General features: G+C 68.4%; 21 protein-coding genes. 10 read left to right on the top strand and 11 right to left on the bottom strand.

Annotated elements, in window-relative coordinates:
* Positions 1–315 precede the first annotated feature (315 nt).
* Genes VNR91_RS02220 through VNR91_RS02210 form a run of 3 tightly spaced genes read right to left on the bottom strand, consistent with a single transcriptional unit; the run spans position 316 to position 4,072 of the window.
* Positions 316–687 (bottom strand): YdbL family protein, encoded by a 372-nt coding sequence (locus VNR91_RS02220; protein WP_325489161.1) that lies wholly within the window; start codon positions 685–687, stop codon positions 316–318.
* Positions 688–689: 2 nt separating this feature from the next.
* On the bottom strand, positions 690–875 hold the full coding sequence (locus tag VNR91_RS02215; protein WP_325489160.1) for a YnbE family lipoprotein: 186 nt from the start codon (positions 873–875) through the stop codon (positions 690–692).
* Between the two features lie 47 nt (positions 876–922).
* Positions 923–4,072: a YdbH domain-containing protein gene (locus VNR91_RS02210; protein ID WP_325489159.1), complete on the bottom strand. Its 3,150-nt coding sequence runs from the start codon at positions 4,070–4,072 to the stop codon at positions 923–925.
* Positions 4,073–4,190: 118 nt separating this feature from the next.
* On the opposite strand from VNR91_RS02210, the gene radC reads away from it, so the two are divergent.
* Positions 4,191–4,898 carry a RadC family protein gene (gene radC / locus VNR91_RS02205; protein ID WP_325489158.1) on the top strand — a complete coding sequence of 236 codons (708 nt, stop codon included), beginning with the start codon at positions 4,191–4,193 and terminating at the stop codon, positions 4,896–4,898.
* 63 nt (positions 4,899–4,961) lie between these two features.
* On the opposite strand, the gene VNR91_RS02200 is transcribed toward radC, so the two are convergent.
* On the bottom strand, positions 4,962–5,534 hold the full coding sequence (locus VNR91_RS02200) for an EF-hand domain-containing protein (RefSeq protein WP_325489157.1): 573 nt from the start codon (positions 5,532–5,534) through the stop codon (positions 4,962–4,964).
* 42 nt (positions 5,535–5,576) lie between these two features.
* Here VNR91_RS02200 and purB point away from each other — a divergent pair, with 42 nt between their 5' ends.
* Positions 5,577–6,890, top strand: coding sequence for an adenylosuccinate lyase (gene purB, locus VNR91_RS02195; RefSeq protein ID WP_325489156.1), 1,314 nt, complete (start codon positions 5,577–5,579; stop codon positions 6,888–6,890).
* Between the two features lie 513 nt (positions 6,891–7,403).
* On the opposite strand, the gene dnaJ is transcribed toward purB, so the two are convergent.
* Positions 7,404–8,522, bottom strand: coding sequence for a molecular chaperone DnaJ (dnaJ, locus tag VNR91_RS02190; RefSeq protein WP_325489155.1), 1,119 nt, complete (start codon positions 8,520–8,522; stop codon positions 7,404–7,406).
* 136 nt (positions 8,523–8,658) lie between these two features.
* Positions 8,659–10,566 carry a molecular chaperone DnaK gene (dnaK, locus tag VNR91_RS02185; protein ID WP_325489154.1) on the bottom strand — a complete coding sequence of 636 codons (1,908 nt, stop codon included), beginning with the start codon at positions 10,564–10,566 and terminating at the stop codon, positions 8,659–8,661.
* Between the two features lie 166 nt (positions 10,567–10,732).
* On the opposite strand from dnaK, the gene VNR91_RS02180 reads away from it, so the two are divergent.
* Positions 10,733–11,164, top strand: coding sequence for a copper chaperone PCu(A)C (locus VNR91_RS02180; RefSeq protein ID WP_325489153.1), 432 nt, complete (start codon positions 10,733–10,735; stop codon positions 11,162–11,164).
* Positions 11,165–11,185: 21 nt separating this feature from the next.
* Here the strand turns inward: VNR91_RS02180 and VNR91_RS02175 are convergent, their stop codons facing one another.
* The gene (locus tag VNR91_RS02175) at positions 11,186–11,485 is read right to left on the bottom strand and encodes a hypothetical protein (RefSeq protein ID WP_325489152.1); all 300 of its coding nucleotides are present in this window, start codon (positions 11,483–11,485) and stop codon (positions 11,186–11,188) included.
* Between the two features lie 184 nt (positions 11,486–11,669).
* Here VNR91_RS02175 and VNR91_RS02170 point away from each other — a divergent pair, with 184 nt between their 5' ends.
* The 5 genes from VNR91_RS02170 to VNR91_RS02150 all read left to right on the top strand — a co-directional run bounded on the left by VNR91_RS02170 (position 11,670) and on the right by VNR91_RS02150 (position 18,185).
* Positions 11,670–12,113 carry a PH domain-containing protein gene (locus VNR91_RS02170; protein ID WP_325489151.1) on the top strand — a complete coding sequence of 148 codons (444 nt, stop codon included), beginning with the start codon at positions 11,670–11,672 and terminating at the stop codon, positions 12,111–12,113.
* A 56-nt stretch (positions 12,114–12,169) separates the two neighbouring features.
* The gene (locus VNR91_RS02165; RefSeq protein WP_325489150.1) at positions 12,170–13,483 is read left to right on the top strand and encodes an MATE family efflux transporter; all 1,314 of its coding nucleotides are present in this window, start codon (positions 12,170–12,172) and stop codon (positions 13,481–13,483) included.
* 16 nt (positions 13,484–13,499) lie between these two features.
* The gene (locus VNR91_RS02160) at positions 13,500–14,717 is read left to right on the top strand and encodes an argininosuccinate synthase (protein WP_325489149.1); all 1,218 of its coding nucleotides are present in this window, start codon (positions 13,500–13,502) and stop codon (positions 14,715–14,717) included.
* A gap of 152 nt (positions 14,718–14,869) precedes the next feature.
* Positions 14,870–16,525 (top strand): hypothetical protein, encoded by a 1,656-nt coding sequence (locus tag VNR91_RS02155; RefSeq protein ID WP_325489148.1) that lies wholly within the window; start codon positions 14,870–14,872, stop codon positions 16,523–16,525.
* 10 nt (positions 16,526–16,535) lie between these two features.
* On the top strand, positions 16,536–18,185 hold the full coding sequence (locus tag VNR91_RS02150; RefSeq protein ID WP_325489147.1) for a hypothetical protein: 1,650 nt from the start codon (positions 16,536–16,538) through the stop codon (positions 18,183–18,185).
* On the opposite strand, the gene VNR91_RS02145 is transcribed toward VNR91_RS02150, so the two are convergent.
* Genes VNR91_RS02145 through VNR91_RS02130 form a run of 4 tightly spaced genes read right to left on the bottom strand, consistent with a single transcriptional unit; the run spans position 18,163 to position 22,624 of the window.
* Positions 18,163–19,305, bottom strand: a complete 1,143-nt coding sequence (locus tag VNR91_RS02145) for a GNAT family N-acetyltransferase (RefSeq protein ID WP_325489146.1) — start codon at positions 19,303–19,305, stop codon at positions 18,163–18,165. The genes VNR91_RS02150 and VNR91_RS02145 overlap by 23 nt on opposite strands.
* Before the next feature lie 9 nt (positions 19,306–19,314).
* Positions 19,315–20,622, bottom strand: a complete 1,308-nt coding sequence (locus VNR91_RS02140) for a mechanosensitive ion channel family protein (protein WP_325489145.1) — start codon at positions 20,620–20,622, stop codon at positions 19,315–19,317.
* Positions 20,601–21,791: a cystathionine beta-lyase gene (metC, locus tag VNR91_RS02135; RefSeq protein WP_325489144.1), complete on the bottom strand. Its 1,191-nt coding sequence runs from the start codon at positions 21,789–21,791 to the stop codon at positions 20,601–20,603. The genes VNR91_RS02140 and metC overlap by 22 nt, the downstream gene beginning before the upstream one ends.
* Positions 21,788–22,624, bottom strand: a complete 837-nt coding sequence (locus tag VNR91_RS02130) for a sulfurtransferase (protein WP_325489143.1) — start codon at positions 22,622–22,624, stop codon at positions 21,788–21,790. Before VNR91_RS02130 ends, metC begins: the two co-directional genes overlap by 4 nt.
* A gap of 72 nt (positions 22,625–22,696) precedes the next feature.
* On the opposite strand from VNR91_RS02130, the gene queF reads away from it, so the two are divergent.
* Positions 22,697–23,143: a preQ(1) synthase gene (gene queF / locus VNR91_RS02125; RefSeq protein WP_325489142.1), complete on the top strand. Its 447-nt coding sequence runs from the start codon at positions 22,697–22,699 to the stop codon at positions 23,141–23,143.
* A gap of 180 nt (positions 23,144–23,323) precedes the next feature.
* Entirely contained in the window at positions 23,324–25,549 is a 2,226-nt protein-coding gene (locus tag VNR91_RS02120) for a glycosyltransferase family 4 protein (RefSeq protein WP_325489162.1), read from the top strand.
* The last annotated feature ends 48 nt before the right edge of the window (positions 25,550–25,597 follow it).

Here is a 25,597-nt window from a genome sequence, read left to right as displayed (position 1 = left end):
GCACGCGGTTGCCCAGGCGATAGCTTTCTTCGCCCGTGTCGCGTCGCTCGCCCGACCTGATCGCCTCCTCGGATTTGGCCCTGTGCAACCGCTCGTCGAGCGATGTCAGTCGGGCGTCCTCTGGAAGGGGGTCCAGTCCGGGCTCGTTCTCAGCCAAATGCGGCACTCCGTTTCAAGCGAGCAACACATAGGGCCAAGCGGCGAGCCCGCCAAGGCAAGCGCGCTTTAGGAACGGGTGGTCCCCGAGTCAACATGCGGCACTGCAACCGCGCCGCCGCGTCGGGCGGATCGGGCGGGCGCGATCAGGCGCGCGGGCTACACACAGCGGGAATCGCGCTCAGGCGCGCCCGCGCCGCGCTTCTTCCATTCGCCGCCCGGCGTCTGGTACATCTCGCCGACCTGCGTCGCGGCGATCAGTCGGCAGCCGGAAACGAAGGCGAACTGTTCGATCGTGGAGCCCGCACCGGCGCCGTCGGTATAGGCCTTCTTGCGCTGGATGTTGATGTTGTTCACCAGCGCGCGAACCGCCGGCGTGGGCGTGCCGACGACGCCGAGATAGCCATCGGGCTGTTCGCCGACCTGGCCGGCGGCGCGGGCGGCGGCATAGGCCGGATCGCGCTGCGCCAGCGCGGCGGTGGAAACGGTCGCCAGACCGGCGATGGCGGCAAGGATCAAAAAACGCTTCATCGTCAGAAAATCCCAGGGTTCTGCTGGATCACCGTCTTCGCCTGATTGTCGAGGCGATAGACGATCTCCTGCGTGATCGAGATGTTGAGGTTGATGACGATCGGCTTGTCCGGCGCGGTCACGTTGACGCAACCGGCCAATCCGCTGCCCAGCCCCGTCGCCACGGCGATCATCGCGATCCTCTTCATTGCCTCCATGCTCGCGCGGAACGGCCGCGCGCTCAAGCGTGTTTTGGTCATGGCTTAATCTCGCTTTCGGAAGGCTGAATGGGATCGGGGGTCGCGGGTGGCGGCGGTGCGATCGGCGCGTCGGGGTTGCGGGCGTTATAATCCTCGATCAGCGACGGCAGGTTGCGTTCGATCAACCGGCCGGGATCGTAATAGCTCTGCACCGAATCGATCAGCTGGCGAAACGGCGCGCGCACCTGGATGTTGAACACGAACGGCAGTTTGGCCAGCCGCCGGATCAGGAAATTGCTCTTGGTGCCGGTCCCCTGGCTGATGCCGTCGAACTTCAGCTCGGTGATCATCTCGCCCGCCAGCGGCCCGTTCATGGTGATGTCGAGGTGCCGGTAATCGAGAGCCTTCAGCGCCTGGAACGCCAGATTGCCCCAGAAACCGACGTCCTCCTGGGTCACCTCGCCGACATAGGCGATGCCACCGGCGCCCCGCGCCTTGAGGTAGCCGCCCTCGATCCGCCCGCCCTTTTCGTCGAACACCATCGGCAGCACCCCATCGAAACTGCCGGTGGCGTTGAGGTTCTTGAACTCGAACTGCTGGAGGAACTGCGCCGCGTCGATGCCGATCACGCGAAACGTCATGCGGCGCGGCTCACGCGTGGCGAAATCCATCACCGTCGGCTCCAGCACCAGCGCGCCGCCGGCGAACGGCCAGCGCCCCTCCTCGATCGCGACCTTCGCGCCGCCCATCAGCCGATAGCGGACCGTGCCGTTCTCCACCGGCACGCCGGGATTGACCGTGGCGATCGTCGCCACCTGCCCAGGCGGCGTCTCCAGCCCGAGCAGGTCGCTGAAGGCGATCTCGCCCTTGATCCCGCTGACCGGGCCGAACGCGGCGGCCAGGTCGATGCCGTCGGTACGGAACGCGCCGGTGCTCGTCACCCCGTCCCCATTCCACGCGATGTCGCCGCGTCCGGCAATGCCGCCGTTGACCGCCGCGACCACGCCAAAGGTCAGCGGGGTCAGGTCGTCGGGCTGAAGGCCGCCCTCGGCAAAGGCGATCCCCGGCACCGCCAGCCCGGCTGCCCCTACGCCGGTCGACAGATCGTGCGTCAGCGTCACATCGGCGACCTTCGCTCCCTTCGCGCGCAGCACGCCGGTGGCGGCGATGCGGCTGTCGGCCAGCGTCAGCACGACGTCGTCGCCGGCCATCGGCTTGAAGCGCGCCGCCTCGGCGGCGTCAGCGACCTGGAGCGTGCCATGCAGTGCCAGCGCCCCGTCCTTCAGCGCCCAGTCGCCCGCCGCGTCGGACAGCAGCAGCGGCACGTTGCCGATCTGCCCCTCCGCACCGGCAAAGCGCCCGACGATCGCGCCGCCGCGCATCGTCCCGCTCAGTTCCGCCGCGCCGATCCGCGTCAGCCGGTCGGGCGTGCCGAGCCGGGCCAGCACCCCGCTCAGGCTGAAGCGACCCTGGTCGAGCGCGACCCGTGACGCCCCCGCGCTCAGCGTCAGCGGGGTGCCGCCCAGCCGCCCGGTGAGGCGCGGCGACGCGATCGTCGCGCCACCGCCCAACCGCCCGCCGGTCAGCGTCACCAGCGCCCCGCCGGTCGGGCACAGCATCAGCCGCGCGGGATCGAGCACCAGCCCGGCGACGCGCACCTGCCGCCACGCCAGCGGCGCGCAGGCCGGATTGAGCCGCAGCCTGTCGCTGTGCCAGCGCGCGTCGATCGGCATCGACAGCGCCTCGACGCGACCGTCGCCGAGCGGGCCGGACAGTGTGGCGTTGGTCGCGACCTGGATGGCGCCATCGCGCGCCACGGTGAACCTGACGGAGGTCAGCGCGATCCGGGCGTTCAATGCCTGATACGGCTGGATCTCGGCGTGTCCGCCGATTGCGCCGTCCGCGCCCGGAACGATGGTAACGCGCGCATCGGGCAGCCCGCCGCCACCGCTGGTGATCGTGTCGCCCAGCTCGACCGCGCCGAACCGGATCGGCGCGCCGCCGATGGCGATGCGGCCTCCATCCCGGCCGGTTACCGTCGCGCCTGGCACCCGCACCGCCAGCGTGCCGTCCGCCATCCGCGCATCAACCGTCGCGCTCGCCGCGAAACCATCAAGCAACGCGGCCGTCGCGCCCGCCAGCCGCCGCGCGATCGGGCCGATGGGGGTACCCTCGCCCACCGTGCCGCCAGCGACGATCCGTCGGCGCAGCGCCGGATCGAGCTGCCCACGCGCGATCCCGACGGTGCCGGCATAGCCCAGCCCGCGCTGCCCCACGCTGTAGCGCCCGGCCAGCGCCATCGCGCCGCTGCCCCACGCCGTCGCCACCCGATCGCCGCGCAAGTCGATCCTCCCGCTGGTCGCCGCTGGCGTGCCCGCGAAATCCGCCGCGCCGCGCAGCCCGCTCACCCGCGCGTCAGAAGTACCACCCTCGCGCACCGCAATCCGCAGCTTGCCGGTCCAGCGATCGAGCGCCGGTCCCAGCGTCGCGGAAACGTCGGCACCGATCCCACTGGCCTTGCCGCCCGCGCAATCCAGCGCCGCCGTCTGCACGGGCCCGGTCACGCCCGGCCCGGCGCGACGCACCCGCACGGCCAGCGGCGCGCGCAGCCCGGCGATCGTGCAGCCGCCGACCGCCAGTCGCGGCGCGACCAGCGCCAGCCGCCCGTCGAACCCGCTGTCGAGCCGCCCGCGCCCGTGCAGCTTCATCCCGACGGGGCCGTAGTCGGTGAGCAGCCGCACGCGCACGTCATCCAGCCGCGCGTCGATCGCCGGCAACGCGAACGGCTTGCCCGACGGCGGCGGCATCAGCCGGTCGATCACGCCCAGCGACAGCGTGCCGTCACGCAGACGCGCCTTCAGTCGCGCATGGCCGACCGCGATGCCGCGCACCGCCACGCCATCGAACCCGATCCGGGTATGAACGTCGATCCGGTCGGCGGTCAGATCGGGGTCGCGCGGATCGCCGATCACCACGTCGGTCAGCCGCTGGGTCGTCAGCCCGATATCGGCGATCTTGTAGCGCGCCGGCACCCCGCGCCGCGCCAACTCGCGATTGACGAAACCTTCGGCGATGCCGCGCCGCTGCCACCACAGCACGCCCGCCGCCACCGCCACCAGCGCCAGCACCGCGCCCAGCCAGCGCAGCCACCGTCGTCGCCGGGGCGGCGGCTGCGTCTCGTCGATCGGTTCGCGGTCGTCGTCCACCAATGCTCCCGCCCCAGCCTACGCGGCGCTTCATGCTTTCGCATCCGCGTTATGCGGCGCTTCATGCTTTCGCATCCGCGTTGCGCGGCGCTTGTCCCGGTCCTAACCTTGGCCGCGCATGGACGTTCCCGCAACCAAGCCTGTGTCATCGGTGCCGCCCGACGCCTCCGGGCACCGCGCCCGCCTGCGCCAGCGGCTGTTGGAGGGTGGTGGCGACGCACTGCTCGATCATGAGCTGGTCGAATATCTGCTCGCGCTGGCGATCCCCCGCCGCGATACCAAGCCACTGGCCAAGGCGTTGCTACGCGAATTCGGGGGGATCGGCGCGCTGCTGTCCGCCGATGGCGAGGCGCTGGCGCGGGTGCCAGGCATGGGCGAAACCTCCGCCGCCGCGATCAAGATCGCCCACGCCGCCGCGCTGCGCCTGCTGCGTGCCGAGATCATCGATCGGCCGGTGCTGTCCAACTGGCAGGCGCTGCTCGACTATCTGCGCGCCGACATGGCGCATCACGGTGTCGAGCGGGTTCGCGTGCTCCACCTCGACAGCCGCAACCGCCTGTTGCGCGACGAATTGATGAGCGAGGGTACGATCGACGAGGCGGCGCTCTATGCGCGGGAGGTGATCCGCCGCGCGATCGACCTCAAATCGACCGGGCTGATCCTGGTCCACAACCATCCCTCGGGCGATCCCAGCCCGAGCCGCGCCGATATCGACGTCACCCGCGCCATCGCCGAATCGGGCAAGCGGCTGGGGATCGCCCTGCACGATCACGTCATCATCGCCACCGGTGGCCACACCAGCCTGCGCGCGCAGGGGCTGATCTGAGCCGCACGCACGAAACCGCCGCCGGATTCGGGTGAATCCGGCGGCGGCGGGCGGCTGGGCGAGTTAGTCGCCCGAAGCGCTTTTCGACAGATAGGCGGTCAGCTCACCCTTCGACACCAGCGCCGATTTATCGGTATCGGCCGAAGCGAACGCGCCGTTCACCCATGCGGAGGTCGCGGGGTCGTCGGCCTTGGTGGTCGGATCGCTCGCCGTCTTCAGCGCGACCATCCACGCCCCGAACTCGGTCTTGTCGAGGTTGCCGTCGGCATCCTTGTCATAGGTCGGGAACTCGCTGTCGATGACCTGCGCGATCTGCTGCGCGCCGGTGACCGGGGCGGCCTGCGTCGTCGGCGCCTGACTATCGGGCGTCGTCGTCGGGGAAGTCTGCGTCAGCGGATCAGTTGCCGGGCTGGTCTGAGCCGGCGACGCGGGAGCAGTCTGGTCCTGCGCGAGCGCAGGCGCCGAAATCATCACGGCACTGGCAAGAAAAATCGCTTTCAACATTATAAATCTCCTGTACCAAAATTCGATCTGTTCATGAAGATGACAGAAAGAACTGTTTCTATGCATACGGATCAACAACGATTGATTTTTTCGTGTTGTTCCATTGCCTGATGGTTTGGCGCGGTCATTCACCGATGCTAGGAGCCGATTCGTCGCGCTTCCGAAAGGATTTCCATGGTTCCCCGCTATTCGCGGCCTGAGATGGCCGCGATCTGGTCCGCCGAGACCCGTTTCCGCATCTGGTTCGAAATCGAGGCCCACGCCACCGAGGCTCTGGCCGATCTGGGCGTCGTGCCGGCCTCCGCCGCCAAGGCGCTGTGGGACTGGTGGGCGACCAGCCCCGCGATCGACGTCGCCGCGATCGACGCGATCGAGGCGGTGACCAAGCACGACGTCATCGCCTTCCTCACCTGGGTGGCGGAGCAGGTCGGCGACGAGGCGCGCTACATGCACCAGGGCATGACCAGCTCGGACGTGCTCGACACCTGCCTGTCGGTGCAACTCGCCCGCGCGAGTGATCTGCTGCTCGCCGATCTCGACGCGTTGCTCGACGTGCTCAAGCGCCGCGCAATCGAGCACAAGCTGACACCGACGATCGGCCGCAGCCATGGCATCCACGCCGAACCGGTCACCTTCGGTCTCAAGCTGGCGGAGGCCCATGCCGAATTCAGCCGCGCCCGCACCCGCCTGATCGCCGCGCGGGCGGACATCGCCACCTGCGCGATCTCCGGCGCGGTCGGCACCTTCGCCAACATCGATCCGCGTGTGGAAGAGCATGTCGCGGCGAAGCTCGGCCTGTCGATCGAGCCGGTATCGACCCAGGTGATCCCGCGCGATCGCCATGCGATGTATTTCGCCACGCTGGGGGTGATCGCCAGCTCGATCGAACGGCTGGCGACCGAGGTCCGCCACCTCCAGCGCACCGAGGTGCTGGAAGCGGAGGAATATTTCTCACCCGGCCAAAAGGGCTCGTCGGCGATGCCGCACAAGCGCAACCCGGTGTTGACCGAGAACCTGACCGGCCTCGCCCGTATGGTCCGCAGCGCCGCCATTCCGGCGATGGAGAATGTCGCGCTGTGGCACGAACGCGACATCAGCCATTCGTCGGTCGAACGCTTCATCGGCCCCGATGCGACGATCACGCTCGATTTCGCGCTGGCGCGGCTGACCGGGGTGATCGACAAATTGCTGGTCTATCCGGCGCGGATGCAGAAGAATCTCGATCGGATGGGCGGACTGGTCCACTCACAGCGTGTGCTGCTGGCACTCACCCAGGCCGGGGTGAGCCGCGAAGATTCCTACCGTCTGGTCCAGCGCAACGCGATGAAGGTGTGGGAGTCCGATGGGGAACTGTCGCTGCTTGATTTGCTGAAGGCCGACCCCGACGTCACCGCCGCGCTGACCCCGGAGGAAATCGAGGACAAGTTCGACCTCGCCTATCATTTCAAGCAGGTCGACACGATCTTTGCGCGCGTCTTTGGAGAATAGGGCCGTCGGCGCGGGCGGCACCTGACAGCGCCGCCCGCCGAATCCTTAGCAAGCTTGTAATTGCGTTTCCTGCAACAGCAATAATATTCTTGTATGTTGAAATTTTGTTACGCAAGCATATTTACGCTGCACCGCAACATAGCGGGGGTGGCCGGGCCATGATGGCGCGGCAAAGCAGGAGACCCACCATGCGCAACTACGAAACCACCGCGTTCGGCGCCGTGGCGCTGGTTGCTCAGGCGCTGGTCGTCGCCGCGATCTTCATCGCGGTTTAAGTCAGTTCCTGGGCGATCCCGCCTGTCCGTTCCCACCGGGACCGGACGGGCGGATTTCGCGCGTCCGCGCCATTGGCGCGACGACGGGAAAAGGCGCGCTGTCCGGGATCGAAGTGCCGCAACCGTGATCGCCCGGGCGAAACCGGCAGCGATCCCGGCATCGCGGTCCACGCCGACAGGCGCCGCCGGCCTCCCGAAACCGCGGTGACGACAGCGGCAAGGCCGGCGTCGTCCGACCCTACCCGCCGACCGCCTTCTTCACCTTGGCGAAAAAGCCGGTGGCTTCCGGGCATTCCTCGCCGGTCTCGGTCTCGCGGAACGCTTCCAGCAATTCGCGTTGTCGTGCGCTCAGCTTGGTCGGCATCTCCACTTCGATGCGGATCACCAGGTCGCCGCGGCCGCGCCCCTGCAAGACCGGCATCCCCGCGCCGCGCTGGCGCAGTTCGCGGCCTGACTGCGTCCCCGGCTGGATGCGGATCGGATAGGTTTCGCCGTCCGGGCCCGGAATGTCGATCGTCCCGCCCAATGCGGCGGTGGTGAAACTGATCGGCGCGCGGGCGTAGAGCGTCGTCCCCTCCCGCGCGAAGATCGCGTGCTCCCGGATGTGGAGGAAGATGTAGAGGTCGCCGGCCGGCGCGCCGCGCGGCCCCGCCTCGCCTTCGCCCTGCAGGCGGATGCGCGTGCCATCGTCGACGCCGGGCGGTACATTGACCGCCAGTGTTCGCGTCTTTTCCACCCGACCGTCGCCGCGACAGCGATTGCACGGGTTGCTGATGACCTGCCCGGCGCCGTTGCAGCCCGGACAGGTCCGCTCGAACACGATCGGTCCCTGCTGCGCGCGGACCTTGCCCACGCCCTGACAGGTCGCGCAGGCGCGGCTGCCGGTGCCGGGCGCGGCGCCCGAACCGGAGCAATGGTCGCAGCTCGCCGACACGTCGATGGTGATCTCGGTCGCCTTGCCGTTGAAGGCGTCCTCTAGCGTGATCTCCATGTCGTAGCGCAGATCGGCGCCGCGACGCGGCTGGCGCGCGCGGTTGCCGCCCATGAACTCGCCGAACACACTCTCGAAAATGTCGGAGAAGCCGGCGAAATCCGCCCCCGGCCCGGCCCCGCCACCGCCGCCACCGTTGCGGAACGCGGCGTGGCCAAACCGGTCATAGGCGGCGCGCTTCTGCGGGTCCTTCAGACAGTCATAGGCCTCGTTCACCGCCTTGAACCGGGCCTCGCTGTCCTTGCAGCCGGCGTTCTTGTCGGGGTGATACCGGATCGCCAGCTTGCGGTACGCGGATTTCAGCGTCGCATCGTCGGCGGTGCGCTCGACCTCAAGCAACTCGTAATAGTCGACTTCGGTACTCATACGAAAAGCCCTCTCCCCGTCCAGGGAGAGGGTCGGGAGAGGGGCGGTCGATCCAATGCGTCAATCATCATCAATCCCACCCCTGCTCCCCCCGCTCCCCGGCCCCCTTCCCTGACGGGAAGAGGGGGGAACAATGTTACGCCTTCTGGTTGTCGTCCACTTCCGAGAATTCGGCGTCGACGACATCTTCCTGCGGGGCAGCGTCGGCGGCATCAGGCGCGGGTGAGGCCTCGCCCTGCTGCTGCTTCTCATAGATCGCCTGGCCAAGCTTCATCGCGACCTGCGCCAGCGCCTGCGCCTTTTCGGTCATCGCGGCGGGATCGCCACCCTCGACCGCCGACTTGGCTTCGGCCACCGCCGCCTCGATCTCGCCCTTCAGCGACGCATCGACCTTGTCGCCATGCTCCTCGAGCTGACGCTCGGTGGTGTGGATCAGGCTCTCGGCGTTGTTCTTCGCCTCGGCCGATTCGCGACGCTTCTTGTCCTCGTCGGCGAACTGCTCGGCGTCGCGGACCATCTGGTCGATGTCCGCGTCGGACAGGCCGCCCGACGCCTGGATGCGGATCTGCTGCTCCTTGCCCGTGCCCTTGTCCTTGGCGCTGACATTCACGAGTCCGTTGGCGTCGATGTCGAACGTCACTTCGATCTGCGGCACGCCGCGCGGCGCCGGCGGAATGCCGACAAGATCGAACTGGCCGAGCAGCTTGTTGTCCGCCGCCATTTCGCGTTCGCCCTGGAACACGCGGATCGTCACCGCCTGCTGATTGTCGTCAGCGGTCGAATAGGTCTGCGCCTTCTTGGTCGGGATCGTCGTGTTGCGGTCGATCATGCGGGTGAACACCCCGCCCAGGGTCTCGATGCCCAGCGACAGCGGGGTGACGTCGAGCAGCAGCACGTCCTTGACGTCACCTTGCAGCACGCCGGCCTGGATCGCCGCGCCGATCGCCACCACCTCATCGGGGTTGACGCCGGTGTGCGGCTCCTTGCCGAAGAAGTCCTTCACCACGTCGCGGACGCGCGGCATGCGCGTCATGCCGCCGACCAGCACGACCTCGTCGATCGCGCTCGCCTTGACGCCGGCATCGGCCAGCGCCTTCTTGCACGGCTCCAGCGTCCGCTTGATCAGATCCTCGACCAGCTTTTCCAGATCGGCGCGGGTGATCGCCTTGACGAGGTGCTTCGGGCCATTCTGGTCGGCGGTGATGAAGGGCAGGTTGACCTCGGTCGACTGTGCCGACGACAGCTCGATCTTGGCCTTTTCCGCCGCTTCCTTCAGCCGCTGCAGCGCCAGCTTGTCCTTGGTCAGGTCGATGCCCTCGGCCTTCTTGAACTCGTCGGCGAGGTACTGGACGATCTTGGCGTCGAAATCCTCGCCGCCCAGGAAGGTGTCGCCGTTGGTCGCCTTCACCTCGAACACGCCGTCGCCGATCTCGAGCACCGAGATGTCGAACGTGCCGCCGCCAAGGTCATAGACGGCGATGGTCTTGTTGGTGTCCTTTTCCAGGCCATAGGCGAGCGCGGCCGCGGTCGGCTCGTTGATGATGCGCAGCACTTCCAGACCGGCGATCTTGCCGGCGTCCTTGGTCGCCTGGCGCTGGGCGTCGTTGAAGTAGGCCGGGACGGTGATCACCGCCTGACTGACGCTCTCGCCCAGATAGGCCTCGGCGGTTTCCTTCATCTTCTGAAGGATGAACGCGCTGATCTGCGACGGGCTGTAATCCTCGCCGCCGGCCTTCACCCAGGCGTCTCCGTTGGAGCCGCGCACGATGGTGTAGGGCACCAGCTCGGTGTCCTTCTTGGTCACCGGATCGTCGAAGCGGCGGCCGATCAGGCGCTTGACCGCGAACACGGTGTTGTCGGGATTGGTCACCGCCTGGCGCTTCGCCGGCTGGCCGATCAGTCGCTCGCCGTCCTTGGCGAATGCGACGATCGAAGGTGTGGTGCGTGCGCCTTCCGCATTCTCGATCACCTTGGGCTTGCCGCCTTCCATCACTGCCACGCAGCTGTTGGTGGTGCCGAGGTCGATGCCGATCACTTTTGCCATAGTCTTTGCCTGTACCCCCAGGGTCTCGAAATTGAACGTACCCGCCGCACCCCAAAAGAGGCGATGCGACGCTTTGATGTGCGGGATATAGGGGGGCCGCGCCTTGCCGCAAGATTGTATGGCAGAGTAAGGGCGGCTTGTTTTTCTCGCTTTGGGAGTGGGTTGGATGCGGCCACTGGTTGCGATGGTGCTGGCGTTGGGACTGGTCGCGTGCGGAAAGCCGGCCGAACTTCATGCCGACAAGGCGTGGATTCGCCTGCCCGCGGTGCCCGGACGCCCGGCGGCGGCGTATCTTGCCATCACCGGCGGCGCCGAAAAGGCGACGCTGCTCGCGGTCTCCACCCCGGTCGCGCTGCGCGCCGAGCTGCACGAGAGCATGGCCCATGGCGGAATGATGTCGATGGCGGCGATCCCGCAGGTCGACGTCGCCCCCGGCGTCACCGTGACATTCGCGCCGGGCGGCAAGCACGTCATGCTGTTCGACGTCGCCCCCACGCTCAAGCCCGGCGCGACCGCCCCGCTCGACCTGCAATTCGCCGAGGGCAGGACGCTGAAGGTCGATGCCAAGGTGATCGGCGCGGGCGACCCTGCACCGTAAGGGCGGCACCCGCCCCCCGGCTCAGCTCCCGACGATCTCGCAGGTCGTCGGGGTCGCGCCCACGCGGAAGCGATATTGCTGCCCGGCCGCCACCATTACATGCACCGTGCGCCCGTCCGGCAGCGCGTAGCGGATGACATAGTCGGTCGGCCGGCGGCACGGCTTCAGCGCGCCGGGATAGGTCGCGCAATGGACGATGCCCGGCCCGGTGGTGATCGATGCCGTACCGCTGGCGGAGATGCTCGCCGTGGCGCTGGTCGCACCGCGCGCGATCGCCGCGGCGTAATCCGCCGCCGAGATTTCGGGACAGGGCCGCCCCATCGCCGAGCGCGGCGCGAACGGTTCGCCACAACCGGCCAAAGTCAGAACTGCCGCTCCTGCCAGTGCCAGACGCATATCGGCCCCTTTTCTATGGTACGCCACGATATCGCGATCCGGCCCGCCGGCAAGTGACAGCGCCGGCAGGCCTGCTAGAAAGACGCGCAACTATACCGGGGAGCCGCCAATGGCCGTCGTCGTCGATCGTTTCCGTTCGTCCACCTGGGGCTGGCTGCGCGGCACGCTGGCCGGATGGGGCACGCTGGCGCTGTGCCTGTTCGCGGTCGGCTTCGTCATCATCCTGGTCAAATGGGTCCGGAACCTGGCCGTCACCTATGAAGTGACCGAGGACCGGCTGATCCTGCACAAGGGCATCTTCGTCAAATCGATCGACGAGATCGAGCTGTACCGGGTCAAGGACGTGCGGATCGATTTCACGCTGCTCAACCAATGGGCCGATCTGGGCACGATCGCGATCACATCGTCCGACGAGACCACGCGCGCCGGGCCGCTGGTGATCCGCGACGTCGACCATGCTCGCGCCCGCCGCGAAAAGCTGCGCGAGTTGGTCAACGCCGCCCGGATCAAGCGCGGCGTCCGCGAAATCGACATCGTCCCCGAAGACCTGTGAGCGACGGCGCCTGACGCCGGGTGACGCGACGGCCCCCGCCTTCTAGAGCGTCACCGATGCCCGCCCTCCCCCTCACCCGCCGATCGATCTTCGCGCAGGCATGGCCGATCATGCTCGGCCAGACCACGGTGCCGTTGGTCGGGCTGGTCGACACCGCGGTGATCGGTCGCACCGGCGACGCCGCCGCGCTGGCCGGGGTGGCGCTGGGCACGACGATCATCAACTTCATCTTCTGGAGCTTCGGCTTCCTACGGATGGGCATGACCGGCATGACCGCGCAGGCGGCGGGCGCGGGCGACCGCGCGGAAACCGATGCGCTGCTGGTGCGGGGGCTCGCGGTCGGGCTGAGTTTCGGCGCGGTGCTGATCGCGCTGCAACTGGCGCTGATCCCGATCGCCTTTCACCTGCTCGCGGGCGGCGCCGACGTCGATGCCTCCGCCCGGCCCTATGTCGCCGCGCGGTTCCTCGGCGCGCCGGCCAGTCTCGCCGTGTTCGCGATCAACGGCTGGCTGCTCGGACTGGGCCGCACCCGCGCCGCGCTCGCGCTCCAGATCGTGATGAACCTGGTCAACGCCGGGCTCGACATCCTGTTCGTGTGGCATTTCCACTGGGGTGCGCGCGGCGTCGGGCTGGGGACCGCCTGCGCCGAATGGACCGCCCTGCTGGTCGGTCTCGCGCTGGTTGCCCCGCACCTTCATGCGCTGAAGGATCGCGCCAGCCTGTTCGACCGCGCCAAGATCCGCCGCCTGTTCGCGGTCAATGCCGACATCATGATCCGCACCGTCGCGCTGCTGCTGATGTTCGGCTGGTTCACCAATGCCGGCGCACGGATGGGCGCGACCACGCTGGCGGCGCAACAGGTGCTGATGCAGGCCGTCGGCATCGTCGCGTTCGTACTCGACGGCTTCGCCTTCACCGCCGAATCGCGCGTCGGCCATGCGATCGGCGGCGGATCGCGCCGCGACCTGACCCGCGCGATCCGGCTGACCGGCGAGTTCTGCCTTGCCACCGCCGCGATCGCCTGTGTGCTGATCGCGCTGTTCGGCCGAGTCGGGATCGACTTGCTGGTCACCGATCCCGGCGTACGCGCGCAGGCCGCGGCGCTGCTGCCGTTCGTCATGCTCCTGCCGCTGATCGGCACCCCGGCATGGCTGCTCGACGGCGTGTTCATCGGCGCCACGGCGGGACGGGCGCTGCGCAACGCAGCGATCCTGTCGACTGTCGCCTATATCGCCACCGACCTGGCGCTGCGCCCGTGGGGCGCCGTCGGAATCTGGATCGCGCTGACCGCCAGCTACGTCTATCGCGCTGTGGCGCTGGGCGCATTCCTGCCCGGCCTGCTCGCCAAGGTTGCGCGCGAACCGGCGTGATCCTAGAGGCGCGACCATGACCGACTCGATCAACCGCGTCGTCCTGGCCTATTCGGGCGGGCTCGACACCAGCGTCATCCTGAAATGGCTCCAGCAGACCTACAACTGCGAGGTGGTGACCTTCACCGCCGACCTCGGCCAGGGTGAGGAGCTCGAACCCGCGCGGCGCAAGGCCGAGCTGGCCGGGGTCAAGCCCGAGCACATCTTCATCGACGACCTAAAGGAAGAGTTCGTCCGCGACTTCGTCTTCCCGATGATGCGCGCCAACGCGCTGTACGAGGGGCTGTACCTGCTCGGCACCTCGATCGCGCGGCCGCTGATCGCCAAGCGCCAGATCGAGATCGCACGTCAGGTCGGGGCCGACGCGGTCAGCCACGGCGCCACCGGCAAGGGCAACGATCAGGTCCGCTTCGAGCTGGGCTATTACGCGCTGGCGCCCGACATCAAGGTGATCGCGCCGTGGCGCGAATGGGACCTGACCAGCCGCACCCGGCTGATCGAATTCGCCGAGCAGCACCAGATCCCGGTCGCCAAGGACAAGCGCGGCGAGGCGCCGTTCTCCACCGATGCCAACCTCCTCCACACCTCGTCCGAGGGCAAGGTGCTGGAGGATCCGTGGGAGGAGGTGCCCGACTACGTCTATTCGCGCACCAACAATCCCGAGACGGCGCCAGACACGCCCGAGATCATCACCATCGATTTCGAGCGCGGCGACGCGGTCGCGGTCAATGGCGTTGCGCTGTCGCCGGCATCGCTGCTCGCCAAGCTCAACGAACTGGGCAAGACCCACGGCATCGGCCGGCTCGATCTGGTCGAGAACCGCTTCGTCGGAATGAAGTCGCGCGGGATGTACGAGACGCCGGGCGGCACGATTCTGCACCTGGCGCATCGTGGCATCGAGCAGATCACGCTCGATCGCGGCGCCGCCCACCTGAAGGACGAGCTGATGCCGCGCTATGCGGAGCTGCTCTACAACGGCTTCTGGTTCAGCCCCGAGCGCGAGATGCTGCAGGCGGCGATCGACCATAGCCAGGCCAAGGTCGACGGGACGGTCAGGCTCAAGCTGTACAAGGGCGGCGTCTACGTCGTCGGCCGCAAGTCGCCGCATTCGCTCTATTCGGAAAAGGTCGTCACCTTCGAGGATGATCAGGGCGCCTATGACCAGCGCGACGCGGCGGGCTTCATCAAGCTCAACGCGCTGCGACTGCGGCTGCTCGGGCGGCGGGACCGGTAACGTCCATCGGTCATTGCGAGGGGCGCAGCCCCGGGGCAATCCCGCGTCGCGCGCGACGGGCTGGATGGCTTCACCCGGCATGGGCCGGGTTCGCAATGACGATCCTCCCCCCGTCGCCGGGATGTTAACCATCCCACGCTAGGCCCGCGGGCATGATCGCCCGCCTTCGCTCCTACCTTCCCGCGCTGGCGCTCGCACTCGTCCTAACGCTGGCGTGGACGGGACGGGACTGGCCCGCGCTGGCGGCGCTCAGCCTGCCCGACACCGACGACGTCATGCGGTTGCAACAGGTCCGCGACTGGATCGCGGGCCAGCCTTTCGGCGATCTCCACCAATATCGGCTAAGCGATGGCTTGCTGATGCACTGGTCTCGGATCGGCGATCTGGTGCCCGCCGCGATCATCGTCGCGCTGCGTCCGCTGATCGGCGTCCATGCCGCCGAGGTCACGGCGGTGATCGCCTGGCCGGCGCTGCAATTCGCCCTCCATCTGATGCTCGTCGCCGGCATCGCCCGCCGCCTTGTGCCCTCAGCCGCCGGGCCGGCGGTGGTGCTCGCCGCGCTGGCATATCCGGTGACGACGCTGTTCATGCCGGGACGGATCGACCACCACGGGCTTCAGATCATCCTGTGCCTGGTGCAGGTCCGCGCGCTGATCGGCCCCGCCGACGCGCGCAGCGGCGCCATCGCGGCGCTGGCGGCAACGATCAGCGCGGCGATCGGGCTGGAAACCGCGCCCTTTGCCGTCGTTGCCGGCGTGGTGATCGTGCTGGCGTGGTGGCGCGGCGCGGCCGGTGCGGACCGCCGCCAGATCGGCTTCGGAGCCGCGTTGCTGGTGGCGATCCCCTTGCTGCTGCCGATCGCCGGGTCGGGGGGCGCATGCGACACGATGCGCCCGCTGGCGCTGCCTGCCGCCATCGCCGCCGCCACGCTGGTGATTACCGCCGCACTGGGACGGCCGCGCTGGTGGCTGCTCGTCATCGGCGCCGGGCTCGGCCTGTGCGCCTTGTTCGCCACCGGCCGCGCCTGCCTCGCCGGCCCCTATGGCGCGGTCGATCCGCTGATGGCGCGGCTGTGGCTGGCGCATGTCGAGGAAGCCCAGCCGCTGTTCGCCGCGCCGTGGCCCAACGCGGTCGGCTATGCCGGGCTGCTGATCGTCGGGATCGTCGCCGGCGGCTGGCTGGCGTGGCGACGGCGGGGCGGATGGATCGTCGTGCTCGCCTTCCAACTCGCCAGCCTAGCACTGACCTGCGCCCAGTTGCGCGGCGCTTACGTGGGCGCGGCGCTGGCGGTGGTGCCGATCGCCGCCTTGATCGTGCGGGCGCGCGCCGCCGGGCGGATCGCCGGCGTACTCGCGCTGTGGCTCGCCGGCGCCGGCCTTCTCTATCCCGCGATCGCCGGCGCCCTGTCGCCGCGCGCGCCGGCCGCCACCGCCGCCTGCCCCACCGCCCCGCTGCTCGCCACGCTGCGCGCCCTGCCACCCGGCCGGGTGATGGCGCCGATCGACATGGGGGCGTTCATCGTCGCCGGCACCCGCCACACCGCGATCGCCGCGCCCTATCACCGCAACAATGCCGGCAACGCGGCGATGTACCGCTTCTTCCTCGGCGCCCCGGATGCGGCCGAGGCGATCGCCCGGCGCCGGCGGATCGATCATGTCGTGCTGTGCCCCGACGCCTTCGCCGAGACCGGGCCGGTTCGCGCGGACTCGCTGGCGGGCGGCGCGCGACCGGCGTGGCTGGTGCCGGACGGCGGTTCCGCGATCTTCGCCGTTCGACAGCGCTTGTCCGACCGCCCCGGATCGCGGTAAACGCCGCCCGATGGAAGGGGGCGAACCGGCAGCCGCGCGTCTGCAATGGTGGCAAACACGCTGGTTCGTGCTTGCCGCGGCGCTGATCTGCGCCGTGCCGCTGCTGTGGCCGGAGGTGCCGCCGCTGGTCGACCTGCCGGGGCATATGGCGCGCTATCGCGTCCAGCTCGGCCACGGCGAATATCCATGGCTCGCCGAATGGTACAACTTCCGCTGGGCCCTCATCGGCAATCTCGGCGTCGACCTGCTGATCATTCCGCTCGCGCCGATCTTCGGACTGGAACTGGCGGTCAAGCTGATCGTGCTGGCGATCCCGCCGATGATCGCGGTCGGTTTCCTGTGGATCGCGCGGGAGGTGCACGGGCGCATCCCCGCCACCGCGCTGTTCGCGCTGCCGCTCGCCTACAGCTATCCGTTCCATTTCGGCTTCGTCAATTTCGCGCTGTCGATGGCGCTCGCGCTCAACGCCTTCGCGCTGTGGCTGCGGATGGCGCGGACCGGGCATCTGACGCTGCGTGCGGTGGTGTTCGTGCCGATCGCGGCGGTGATCTGGCTGGCGCACACCTATGGCTGGGGCACGCTGGGGGTGCTGTGCTTCTCCGCCGAGTTGATCCGCCAGCACGATCTGCGCCGCGACCGCGACGGCTTCCTCCAGCGCTGGGCGGTGCCGTGGGTCCACGCGGGAATCGCCTGCCTGCCGCTGGCGCCGCCGGCGCTGCTGATGGTGCTGTGGCGCAGCGGCCATGTCTCTGGCCAGACCGGCGACTGGCTCAACTGGCGCGCCAAGGTGATGTGGGTGACGATGATCCTGCGCGACCGCTGGATCGGTTTCGACGTCGCATCGGTCGCGGTGCTGTTCATGGTGCTGTTCAAGGGGCTGCGCGATCCCGCCATCCAATATTCGCGCAACCTGTCGCTGTCCGCGCTGTTCCTGATCGCAGTGTTCGTGCTGCTGCCGCGGATCGTGTTCGGATCCGCCTATGCCGACATGCGGCTGGCGCCGTTCATGCTGGGGATCGCGCTGATCGCGCTGCGGCCCAAGCCGGGCGTGTCGACGCGCGCGGCGATGACGCTGGCGATCGCCGGGCTCGCGTTTTTCCTGGTGCGGATCGGCGGGACGACGATCAGCTTCTGGATGTACGACCGCGTCTATGACCGCGAGCTGAAGGCGCTCGATCATGTGCCGGTCGGCGCCAGGCTGGTCTCCTTCGTCGGGGAAACCTGCAACAACGAATGGAAGATGACGCGGCTGCAGCACCTGCCTGGCCTCGCGATGGTGCGGCGCCTCGCCTACACCAACGATCAATGGTCGATGCCCGGCGCGCAGTTGCTGACGGTGCGCTATCGCGCCGCGATTCCGTTCTCGCACGATCCGTCGCAGATCGTCACCAGCGTCAAATGCTCGCGCGAATGGTGGCGTCCGGTCGGAGTCAGCCTGGCGCGATTCCCGCGCAAGGCGTTCGATTATGTCTGGGTGATCCGCCCGCCCGCCTATGACAAGCGGCTGGAGGCCGGGCTGGTCCCGGTGTGGCGCGACGGCAATTCGGCGCTGTTCAAGGTCGATCACGACGTCCCGCGCGCGCAACTGACGCCCGGCGATCTGGGGCCGTATCCCGACCTCTACCGCCACATCGAAACTATGGTGAAGAAGACGTCCTGAACGGGCCGAGTTCGCCCAGGAAGTCCTGTTCCCGCGCGACGGCTTCGCGCTCGCGTTCCAGAAAATCGGCGATCGCGCGGCGAAAGCCGGGGTCGGGGATGTAATGGGCCGACCAGGTCGTCACCGGCAGATAGCCGCGCGCCAGCTTGTGCTCGCCCTGCGCGCCCGCCTCGACCGTGCGCAGCCCGCGCGCGATGGCGGCGTCGATCGCCTGGTAATAGCATAGCTCGAAATGGAGGAACGGCACCTCCTCCGTGCAGCCCCAATAGCGGCCGTAGAGCGTGTCCGCGCCGATCAGGTTGAGCGCCCCGGCGATCGGCCGCCCGTCGCGCTCGGCAAAGATCAGCAGGCAGCGATCGGCCATCGCCTCCCCCAGCAGCGAGAAGAACGCGCGGGTCAGATAGGGCCGCCCCCATTTGCGCGATCCGGTATCCTGATAGAATGCCCAGAAGGCGTCCCAATCCGCCTCGGTGATGTCCGCACCGCAAACGTGGCGGATCGCCAGCCCGTCGATCGCCGCGGCGCGCTCACGCCGGATCGCCTTGCGCTTGCGCGACGCCAGTTCGCCCAGGAAATCCTCGAAGCCGGCATAATCGTGGTTCGCCCAGTGAAACTGCGTACCCGCCCGCATCAGCCACCCGGCCGCCTCGAACACCGGCAGTTGATCGGGTGCGACGAACGTGGCGTGTGCGGACGACAGCGCGTTCTGGTCGGTCACCGCCTCCACCGCCGCGATCAGCGCCGGCCCGGCGGCGGGATCGCGCAGCAGCAGCCGGGGACCGGGCACCGGCGAGAACGGCACGGCGAGCTGGAGCTTGGGATAATAGCGACCGCCCGCCCGCTCCCAGGCATCGGCCCAGCTATGGTCGAACACATATTCGCCCTGGCTGTGGCTCTTGGCATAGGCTGGCGCGATCGCCGCCGCGCGCCCATCCGCGCCGTCGAAGACGATCGGCAGCGCCTGCCACCCGCTATCTGCATTGACCGATCCCGAAGCCTCCAGTGCCGAAAGAAACGCGTGGCTGACGAACGGATTGTCGGTGCCCGCACACGCATCCCAGTCGGCGGCGGGGATCGACGCGACGCCATCGGCGATACGGGCGGTGACCGGAGAACTCACCGCGCCCATCTAGGGTGCGGGCGGCCGCTCTCCAAGCGCCTGCGGCACGATCCGCACGTCGCGCTGCGGATAGGGCACGACGATGCCGTTCTCGCGGAACAGCACCCACAGCCGGTTGAGCACGTCGGACCGGATGTTGCCGACCCCGCTCTCAGGATCGCTGACCCACACCAATATGTCATGCTCGACGGCATATTCGCCGAACGCGGTCAGCCGGACGTTGGGCTGCGGAGTCTCCAGCACGCGGGTGCTGTCGGTCGCGGCGCGCAGCATCAGCGCCTGCGCCAGCGGCAGGTCGCAGTCATAGCCGACGCGTACCGGGATGCGGATGCGCACGTTCGGATCGGAAAACGACCAGTTCTCCACCTCCTGCGTCATCAGATTCTCGTTCGGAATCAGATGTTCCTTGCCGTCGCGCGTCACCACCGACACCGCGCGCACCCCGATCTTGTTGACCCAGCCGAAGCTGTCGCCAACGACGATGACGTCGCCCGGCTTCACCGACCGGTCCATCAGCAGGATGATGCCGGCGATCAGGTTGCCGATCGTCTTTTGCAGGCCAAAGCCGATCGCCAGGCCGAACGCGCCGGAAAACAGCGCGAAGCTGGTCAGGTCGATGCCAAGCAAATCGATGCCGAAGAAAAAGGCGACGACGACGATTCCGATGCCGATCAGCTTTTGCGCCAGCAGCCGCTGGGTGGGATCGAGCGCGCGGGCGCCCGCCAGCGCCTGGCCGGTGGCGCGGTTCGCCAGCCGCACCAGCGCATAGAGCAGCACCACCGTCACCAGCATCGTGATCACCGCGAGCAGCGACAGTCGTCGCGACCCGAGATCGACCCCGATCGAGTCGAGCGTCGCGGTGATCTGCGCAAAGCCGCCGACGCTGTGGCTGAGCAGCGCGACGAACACCACCGTCGCGACGCTCCACGCGATCCACCGCGCCAGCCCGACGCCGCGCAGCAGCCCGACCATCGCCAGCGCGCCCGATCCGCCCAGCGCCACGCCGATCCCGGCGGCGCCCAGCGGTTGCCACGGATAGACGCGCGCGACGATGGCGAGCAGCAACGCGGCGATGGCGTGGCGCAGGATCCGGCACAGCCGCTTGCCCATCCCCGCGCCATGTTCGCCGACGCGCGCGGTCCACAGCGCGGTCGCGCGCGGCCCCAGCGTGCGGCCGGCGAGCCAGCCCAGCGCCAGCGCCGCGACCGCCAGCGCCCATGCCAGCCCGGTCTGCGCCAACTCGGCCGGGGTCAGCTGCGGCAGCCCCTGTCCCGACAGCCAGGCGCCCAGCCCGGTCACCCTCGCGCGGCCCGCCACGCGGCCAGCCCGCGGTCGAGGTCGGCGATCAGGTCGTCGGCGTCCTCCAACCCGATCGACAGGCGGACGAGCGGGCCGCGCCCCTCCCACCGGGTCGCGGTGCGGTGGCGCGCGGGATCGACCGGCAGCGCCAGGCTCTCGAACCCGCCCCAGCTATAGCCGATGCCGAACAGGTCGAGCGTATCGATCAATGCCGCCCGCTCCGCCTCGCCGCCACCGGCCAGCTCGAACGCGAACAGCCCGGCGCCCCCCCGGAAATCGCGGACGAACAGCTCGTGGCCGGGGCAATCGGGCAGCGCCGGATGCAGCACGCGCGCCACTTCCGCCCGCGTCTTCAGCCATTCGGCGATGCGCAATGCGCTGGCGGCGTGACGGTCGAGCCGTACCGCCATCGTCCTGAGGCCGCGCGCGCCCAGCCAGGCGTCGTCGGGGCTGGCGGTCTGGCCCAGCTGGTAGCTGACCGATCGCAGGGCGTCCCAATATGCCTGTGTCGTCGTCACCGATCCCAGCATCACGTCGGAATGTCCGACGACGTATTTGGTGCACGCCAGGATCGAGAAATCGACCCCCATGCCGATCACCGGCAGGCCCAGCGGGGTCGCCCAGGTGTTGTCGATCAGCGTGACCACGCCGCGCGCCCTGGCCGCTGCGACGATCGCCGGCACGTCCTGCACCTCGAAGGTCAGGCTGCCGGGGCTTTCCATGAAGATCGCGCGCGTGTCCGGTCCGATCAGGTCGGCGATGCCGGCGCCGATCAGCGGATCGTAATAGCGTGTGGCGATGCCGAACGTCTTGAGCAGCCCGTTGGCGAAATTGCGGGTCGGATCATAGGCGCTGTCGACCAGCAGCAATTCGTCGCCCGGCCGCAATACCGACAGCAGCGCCGAATTCACCGCCGCCACCCCCGACGGATAGAGCAACGTCGCGTGTGCGCCCGGCTCCAGCTCGGTCAGCGCCTCCGCCAGCGACCATTGCGTCGGCGTGCCGCGCCGGCCGTAGAACAGCCGGTGGTGGGTATCGCGCGCGCCGCCCGCGCGCAGGTCCGCGACCGTATCGTACAGGATGGTCGAGGCGCGCCACACCGGCGGGCTGACGATTCCCTGCGTCCATTCCGCGCGCCGGCCGGCGGTGACCGTCCGGGTAGCGGGCTTGCGATCGTCGTCGTTCATGCGTTCCCCGTCGCCTTTGGCGTGGCGGGGTCGGCGCCCCATTCGGACCAGCTGCCGTCATACAACGCCGCGTCATGGCCGAGCAGGTGCGCGCCGAACACCAGCACCGCGGCGGTGACGCCCGATCCGCAGGTAGCGATGAACGGGCGATCGGGATCGATCCCGGCATCGGCAAAGGCGGCACGCAGCTCCGCACCCTGTTTCCACGTCTCGTCCACATGGAACAGGCAATCCTGCGGCAGGTTGCGCGATCCGGGGATATGGCCGGGCGACACGCCCGCGCGCGGCTCTGTTGTCAGGCCGGCGAAGCGCGTCGCCGATCGCGCGTCGGCGATCGGGGCGCCATCCGCCACCGCCAACTTCATCTGCGCCAGATCGCGCACGCCCCCGTCGCCGCGAGTCGCCGCGAAGCGCCCCGGCGCGGGCGCCGCGTCGCCGCCGGCGACAGGCCGCCCCTCCGCCGTCCACTTGGCCAGCCCGCCGTCGAGGATCGCGACCCGCGTCGCCCCGAACAGCCGCAGCAGCCACCACATCCGCGCCGCGCTGTGGTGCGGCGAATTGTCGTAGACGACGATGCGGTCGTCGGTGGACAGCCCCAGCGCGGACGCCGCCGCCGCGAACGCATCCGCCGAGGGCAGCGTGTTGGGCAGCGGGCTGTCGGGGTCGGACACCGATTTGAACGGTGCGAACACCGCGCCGGGAATATGCGCCGCGCGATGTTCGGCGGCGGCGTCGCGGCCATATTCGGGCAGGATATAGGTCGCGTCGACGATGCGCAGGTCGGGCGCGCCGATCGCATCGGCGAGCCATTGGGTGGAGACAAGCGGTTCCATGACAATGCGTCTAGTGAGCCGTTCGGGCCACGTCGAGTTTGCGCAGCGCCGCGCCTGCCCTACATGGGCGGCATGAACCCGATCCATCTTGGCCAGGCGAGCAGCCTGCCCGCCTCTCCCGAGGCGGCTGTCCTCGACTATGTGCCCAATCCGCGCGCCGGGACGCGCTATCTGGTGCGCTTTGCCGTGCCCGAATTCACCTCGCTCTGCCCGATCACCGGTCAGCCCGATTTCGCGCATCTGGTGATCGACTATGTGCCCGATGCGACCATCGTCGAATCGAAATCGCTCAAGCTGTTCCTCGGCGCGTTCCGCAACCATGGCGCGTTCCACGAGGATTGCACCGTCGGCATCGGCCAGCGGCTGTTCGACGAGATGAAACCGCACTGGCTGCGCATCGGCGGCTATTGGTTTCCGCGCGGCGGCATCCCGATCGACGTGTTCTGGCAATCGGGCGCGCCGCCGGCGGGGGTGTGGATCCCCGCGCAGGATGTCCCCGGATATCGCGGACGGGGCTGATCGCGATCTGCGACCCAGCTATCGATTCTTTTTTGTTGCATTGCAACATGAAAGCAACCATCCTCCGCCGAATGCGTTGGTCGGAAGATCGGGTGAATCATCGCCCACTTCCGATACTTGCACAGGTGAAGGACAACCATGGATCAGGCTGCCACGAGCATTCGGATCGACCATATCGCCATGGTGGGAAACTATCTGCCGCGTAAATGCGGTATCGCGACGTACACCACAGATACTTTCCATGCACTTCGATCGCGCTTTCCCGATCTTCAGGTAGACGTCTATGCGATGGACGATCACCCTGGTCATTACAGCTATCCACCGCAGGTGACTGGCGCGATCGCGCAGAATGATCGCGCCGCCTATCTGGATGCTGCCCGCGCAATCGAGGCCAGCGGGGCGCAGGCCCTGTGGGTTCAGCACGAATATGGCATCTATGGCGGTGCGGCGGGCGACTATATCCTGGCGCTGGTCAACCGCGTCACCATGCCGGTGATCGTCACGCTCCACACCGTGCTGGAAAAGCCGAGCGCCGACGAGCGCCGCGTGCTGGAAGCGCTGTTGCGGCGGGCGTCGCGGGTGATCGTGATGGCCGAGCGCGGGCGCGAGATACTGACCCGCGTCTATGGCGCGAATCCGCGCGCGGTGGTGACCATCCCGCACGGCGTGCCCGACCGCCCGCTGGTCGATGCGGTGACGATGAAGCCGCGGTTCGGCTGGGACGGCCACGCGGTCATCCTGACGTTCGGCCTGCTCGCCCCCAACAAGGGCATCGAGACCATGATCGAGGCGATGCCGGCGGTGGTCGCCGCGAATCCGAACGCGCGCTATGTCGTGCTCGGGGCGACGCACCCCAATCTGGTCGCGCATGAGGGCGAAGCCTATCGCGACCGGCTGAAGGCGCTCGCCGCCGAACGTGGCGTGGCGGACCACGTCAGCTTCATCGATGCCTTTGTCGAGCATGACGAGCTGATCGACTATCTCCAGGCCGCCGACGTTTATGCGACGCCGTACAGCAACCCGGCGCAGATCACCTCGGGCACGCTCAGCTATGCCGTCGGGGTCGGCAAGGCGGTGGTCTCCACCCCCTATGTCCATGCCAGCGAGATCTTGGCCGACGATCACGGCGTGCTGGTCGATTTCGGCGACAGCGCCGCCTTCGCGCGGGAAATCAACGCGCTGCTCGGCAGCGAGGAGCATCGTTCGGCGGTCTCGCGGCGCGCCTATGCGCGCGGTCGCACGATGATCTGGCCGCGGCTGGCGGAAACCGCGATCGGCGAGATCGCGGCGATGGTCGCCGCCCAGCCGCGCCGCATCGTCGGAAAGGCCCCGCTGCGCCCGCTCACGCCAGACATCGCCGCGGTCGAGCGGATGAGCGACGCCACCGGGATGCTCCAGCATTCGATCTATTCGATCCCCGACCGCCGCCACGGTTATTGCATCGACGACAACGCCCGCGCGCTGATGCTGATGAACCGGATCGATCCGCTCGACGCCGCGACGCGCGACAAATGGACCAGCGTCTATGCGTCGTTCATCCAGTTCGCCTGGAACCCGGAGGCGCGGCGGTTTCGCAACTTCATGAATTTCGACCGGACGTGGTGCGAGGATGCCGGCTCCGAGGATTCGAACGGCCGCACCTTGTGGGCGCTCGGCGCGACGGCGGCGACCGCGCGGTTGCAGAAGCACCGCGACTGGGCGGCGATGATGTTCGACACCACCGCCAGCCTGGCGCTCGAACTCGGCTCGCCGCGCGCGCACGCCTTCGCCATGCTCGGCGCGGCGGCGATGTTGGACGCGCACCCCGACCATGCGCTGGCGCGCACCATCCTGTCCCGCTTCGCCGCGGAACTGACCGCGCTGCTCGATGAGGCGCGCCGGCCCGAATGGCAGTGGTTCGAGATCGTGCTGGCCTATGACAATGCACGGCTGCCCGAGGCGCTCATCCGCGCGGGCATGACGTTGAAGCGCGACGACTTCATCGCGACCGGGATCGAGACGCTGCGCTGGATCGTCCAGCGCCAGACTTCGGCCGAGGGGCGTTTCCGCGCGGTCGGCACCGACAGTTTCGGCCGGCCCTATGCCGATCCGCTGCCGTTCGACCAGCAGCCGCTGGAAGCACAGGCGACGATCGACGCCTGCGCCACCGCGTTCGACGCGACCGGCGATCATCTCTGGGTCGAGGAGGCGGAACGCGCCTATCGCTGGTATCTGGGGGTCAACGACCTCGGCCTGCCGCTGGCGACCGCCAGCGACGGCGGCTGTTTCGACGGGCTCCAGCCGGACGGGCTCAATCGAAACCAGGGCGCCGAATCGATTCTGGCGCTTCAGCTCGCCTCGTGCGCGATTTCCGCGCTTGGAAAACGGGCCGCAGCCGTGGCAGGACCGCACCACGCCGTTGCCTGACCCCGCGGGTCGCGCGATGCGGTGCTGACGATCTTCCGGGGGGCCGCT

It is taken from the genome of Sphingomonas sp. (assembly GCF_035555815.1).
In the GTDB taxonomy this organism is placed as follows: Bacteria; Pseudomonadota; Alphaproteobacteria; order Sphingomonadales; family Sphingomonadaceae; genus Sphingomonas.
The sequence above is the reverse complement of the archived record's forward strand: the minus strand, read 5'-3'. Positions and strand labels throughout refer to the sequence as shown.

Bases quoted from the DNA above. Each gene is read 5' to 3' on its own strand.
- VNR91_RS02220 (WP_325489161.1), bottom strand. From the start codon at position 687: ATGAAGCGTTTTTTGATCCTTGCCGCCATCGCCGGTCTGGCGACCGTT.
- VNR91_RS02215 (WP_325489160.1), bottom strand. From the start codon at position 875: ATGAAGAGGATCGCGATGATCGCCGTGGCGACGGGGCTGGGCAGCGGA.
- radC (WP_325489158.1), top strand. From the start codon at position 4,191: ATGGACGTTCCCGCAACCAAGCCTGTGTCATCGGTGCCGCCCGACGCC.
- purB (WP_325489156.1), top strand. From the start codon at position 5,577: ATGGTTCCCCGCTATTCGCGGCCTGAGATGGCCGCGATCTGGTCCGCC.
- dnaJ (WP_325489155.1), bottom strand. From the start codon at position 8,522: ATGAGTACCGAAGTCGACTATTACGAGTTGCTTGAGGTCGAGCGCACC.
- dnaK (WP_325489154.1), bottom strand. From the start codon at position 10,566: ATGGCAAAAGTGATCGGCATCGACCTCGGCACCACCAACAGCTGCGTG.
- VNR91_RS02180 (WP_325489153.1), top strand. From the start codon at position 10,733: ATGCGGCCACTGGTTGCGATGGTGCTGGCGTTGGGACTGGTCGCGTGC.
- VNR91_RS02175 (WP_325489152.1), bottom strand. From the start codon at position 11,485: ATGGGGCGGCCCTGTCCCGAAATCTCGGCGGCGGATTACGCCGCGGCG.
- VNR91_RS02170 (WP_325489151.1), top strand. From the start codon at position 11,670: ATGGCCGTCGTCGTCGATCGTTTCCGTTCGTCCACCTGGGGCTGGCTG.
- VNR91_RS02165 (WP_325489150.1), top strand. From the start codon at position 12,170: ATGCCCGCCCTCCCCCTCACCCGCCGATCGATCTTCGCGCAGGCATGG.
- VNR91_RS02160 (WP_325489149.1), top strand. From the start codon at position 13,500: ATGACCGACTCGATCAACCGCGTCGTCCTGGCCTATTCGGGCGGGCTC.
- VNR91_RS02155 (WP_325489148.1), top strand. From the start codon at position 14,870: ATGATCGCCCGCCTTCGCTCCTACCTTCCCGCGCTGGCGCTCGCACTC.
- VNR91_RS02150 (WP_325489147.1), top strand. From the start codon at position 16,536: ATGGAAGGGGGCGAACCGGCAGCCGCGCGTCTGCAATGGTGGCAAACA.
- metC (WP_325489144.1), bottom strand. From the start codon at position 21,791: ATGAACGACGACGATCGCAAGCCCGCTACCCGGACGGTCACCGCCGGC.
- VNR91_RS02130 (WP_325489143.1), bottom strand. From the start codon at position 22,624: ATGGAACCGCTTGTCTCCACCCAATGGCTCGCCGATGCGATCGGCGCG.
- queF (WP_325489142.1), top strand. From the start codon at position 22,697: ATGAACCCGATCCATCTTGGCCAGGCGAGCAGCCTGCCCGCCTCTCCC.
- VNR91_RS02120 (WP_325489162.1), top strand. From the start codon at position 23,324: ATGGTGGGAAACTATCTGCCGCGTAAATGCGGTATCGCGACGTACACC.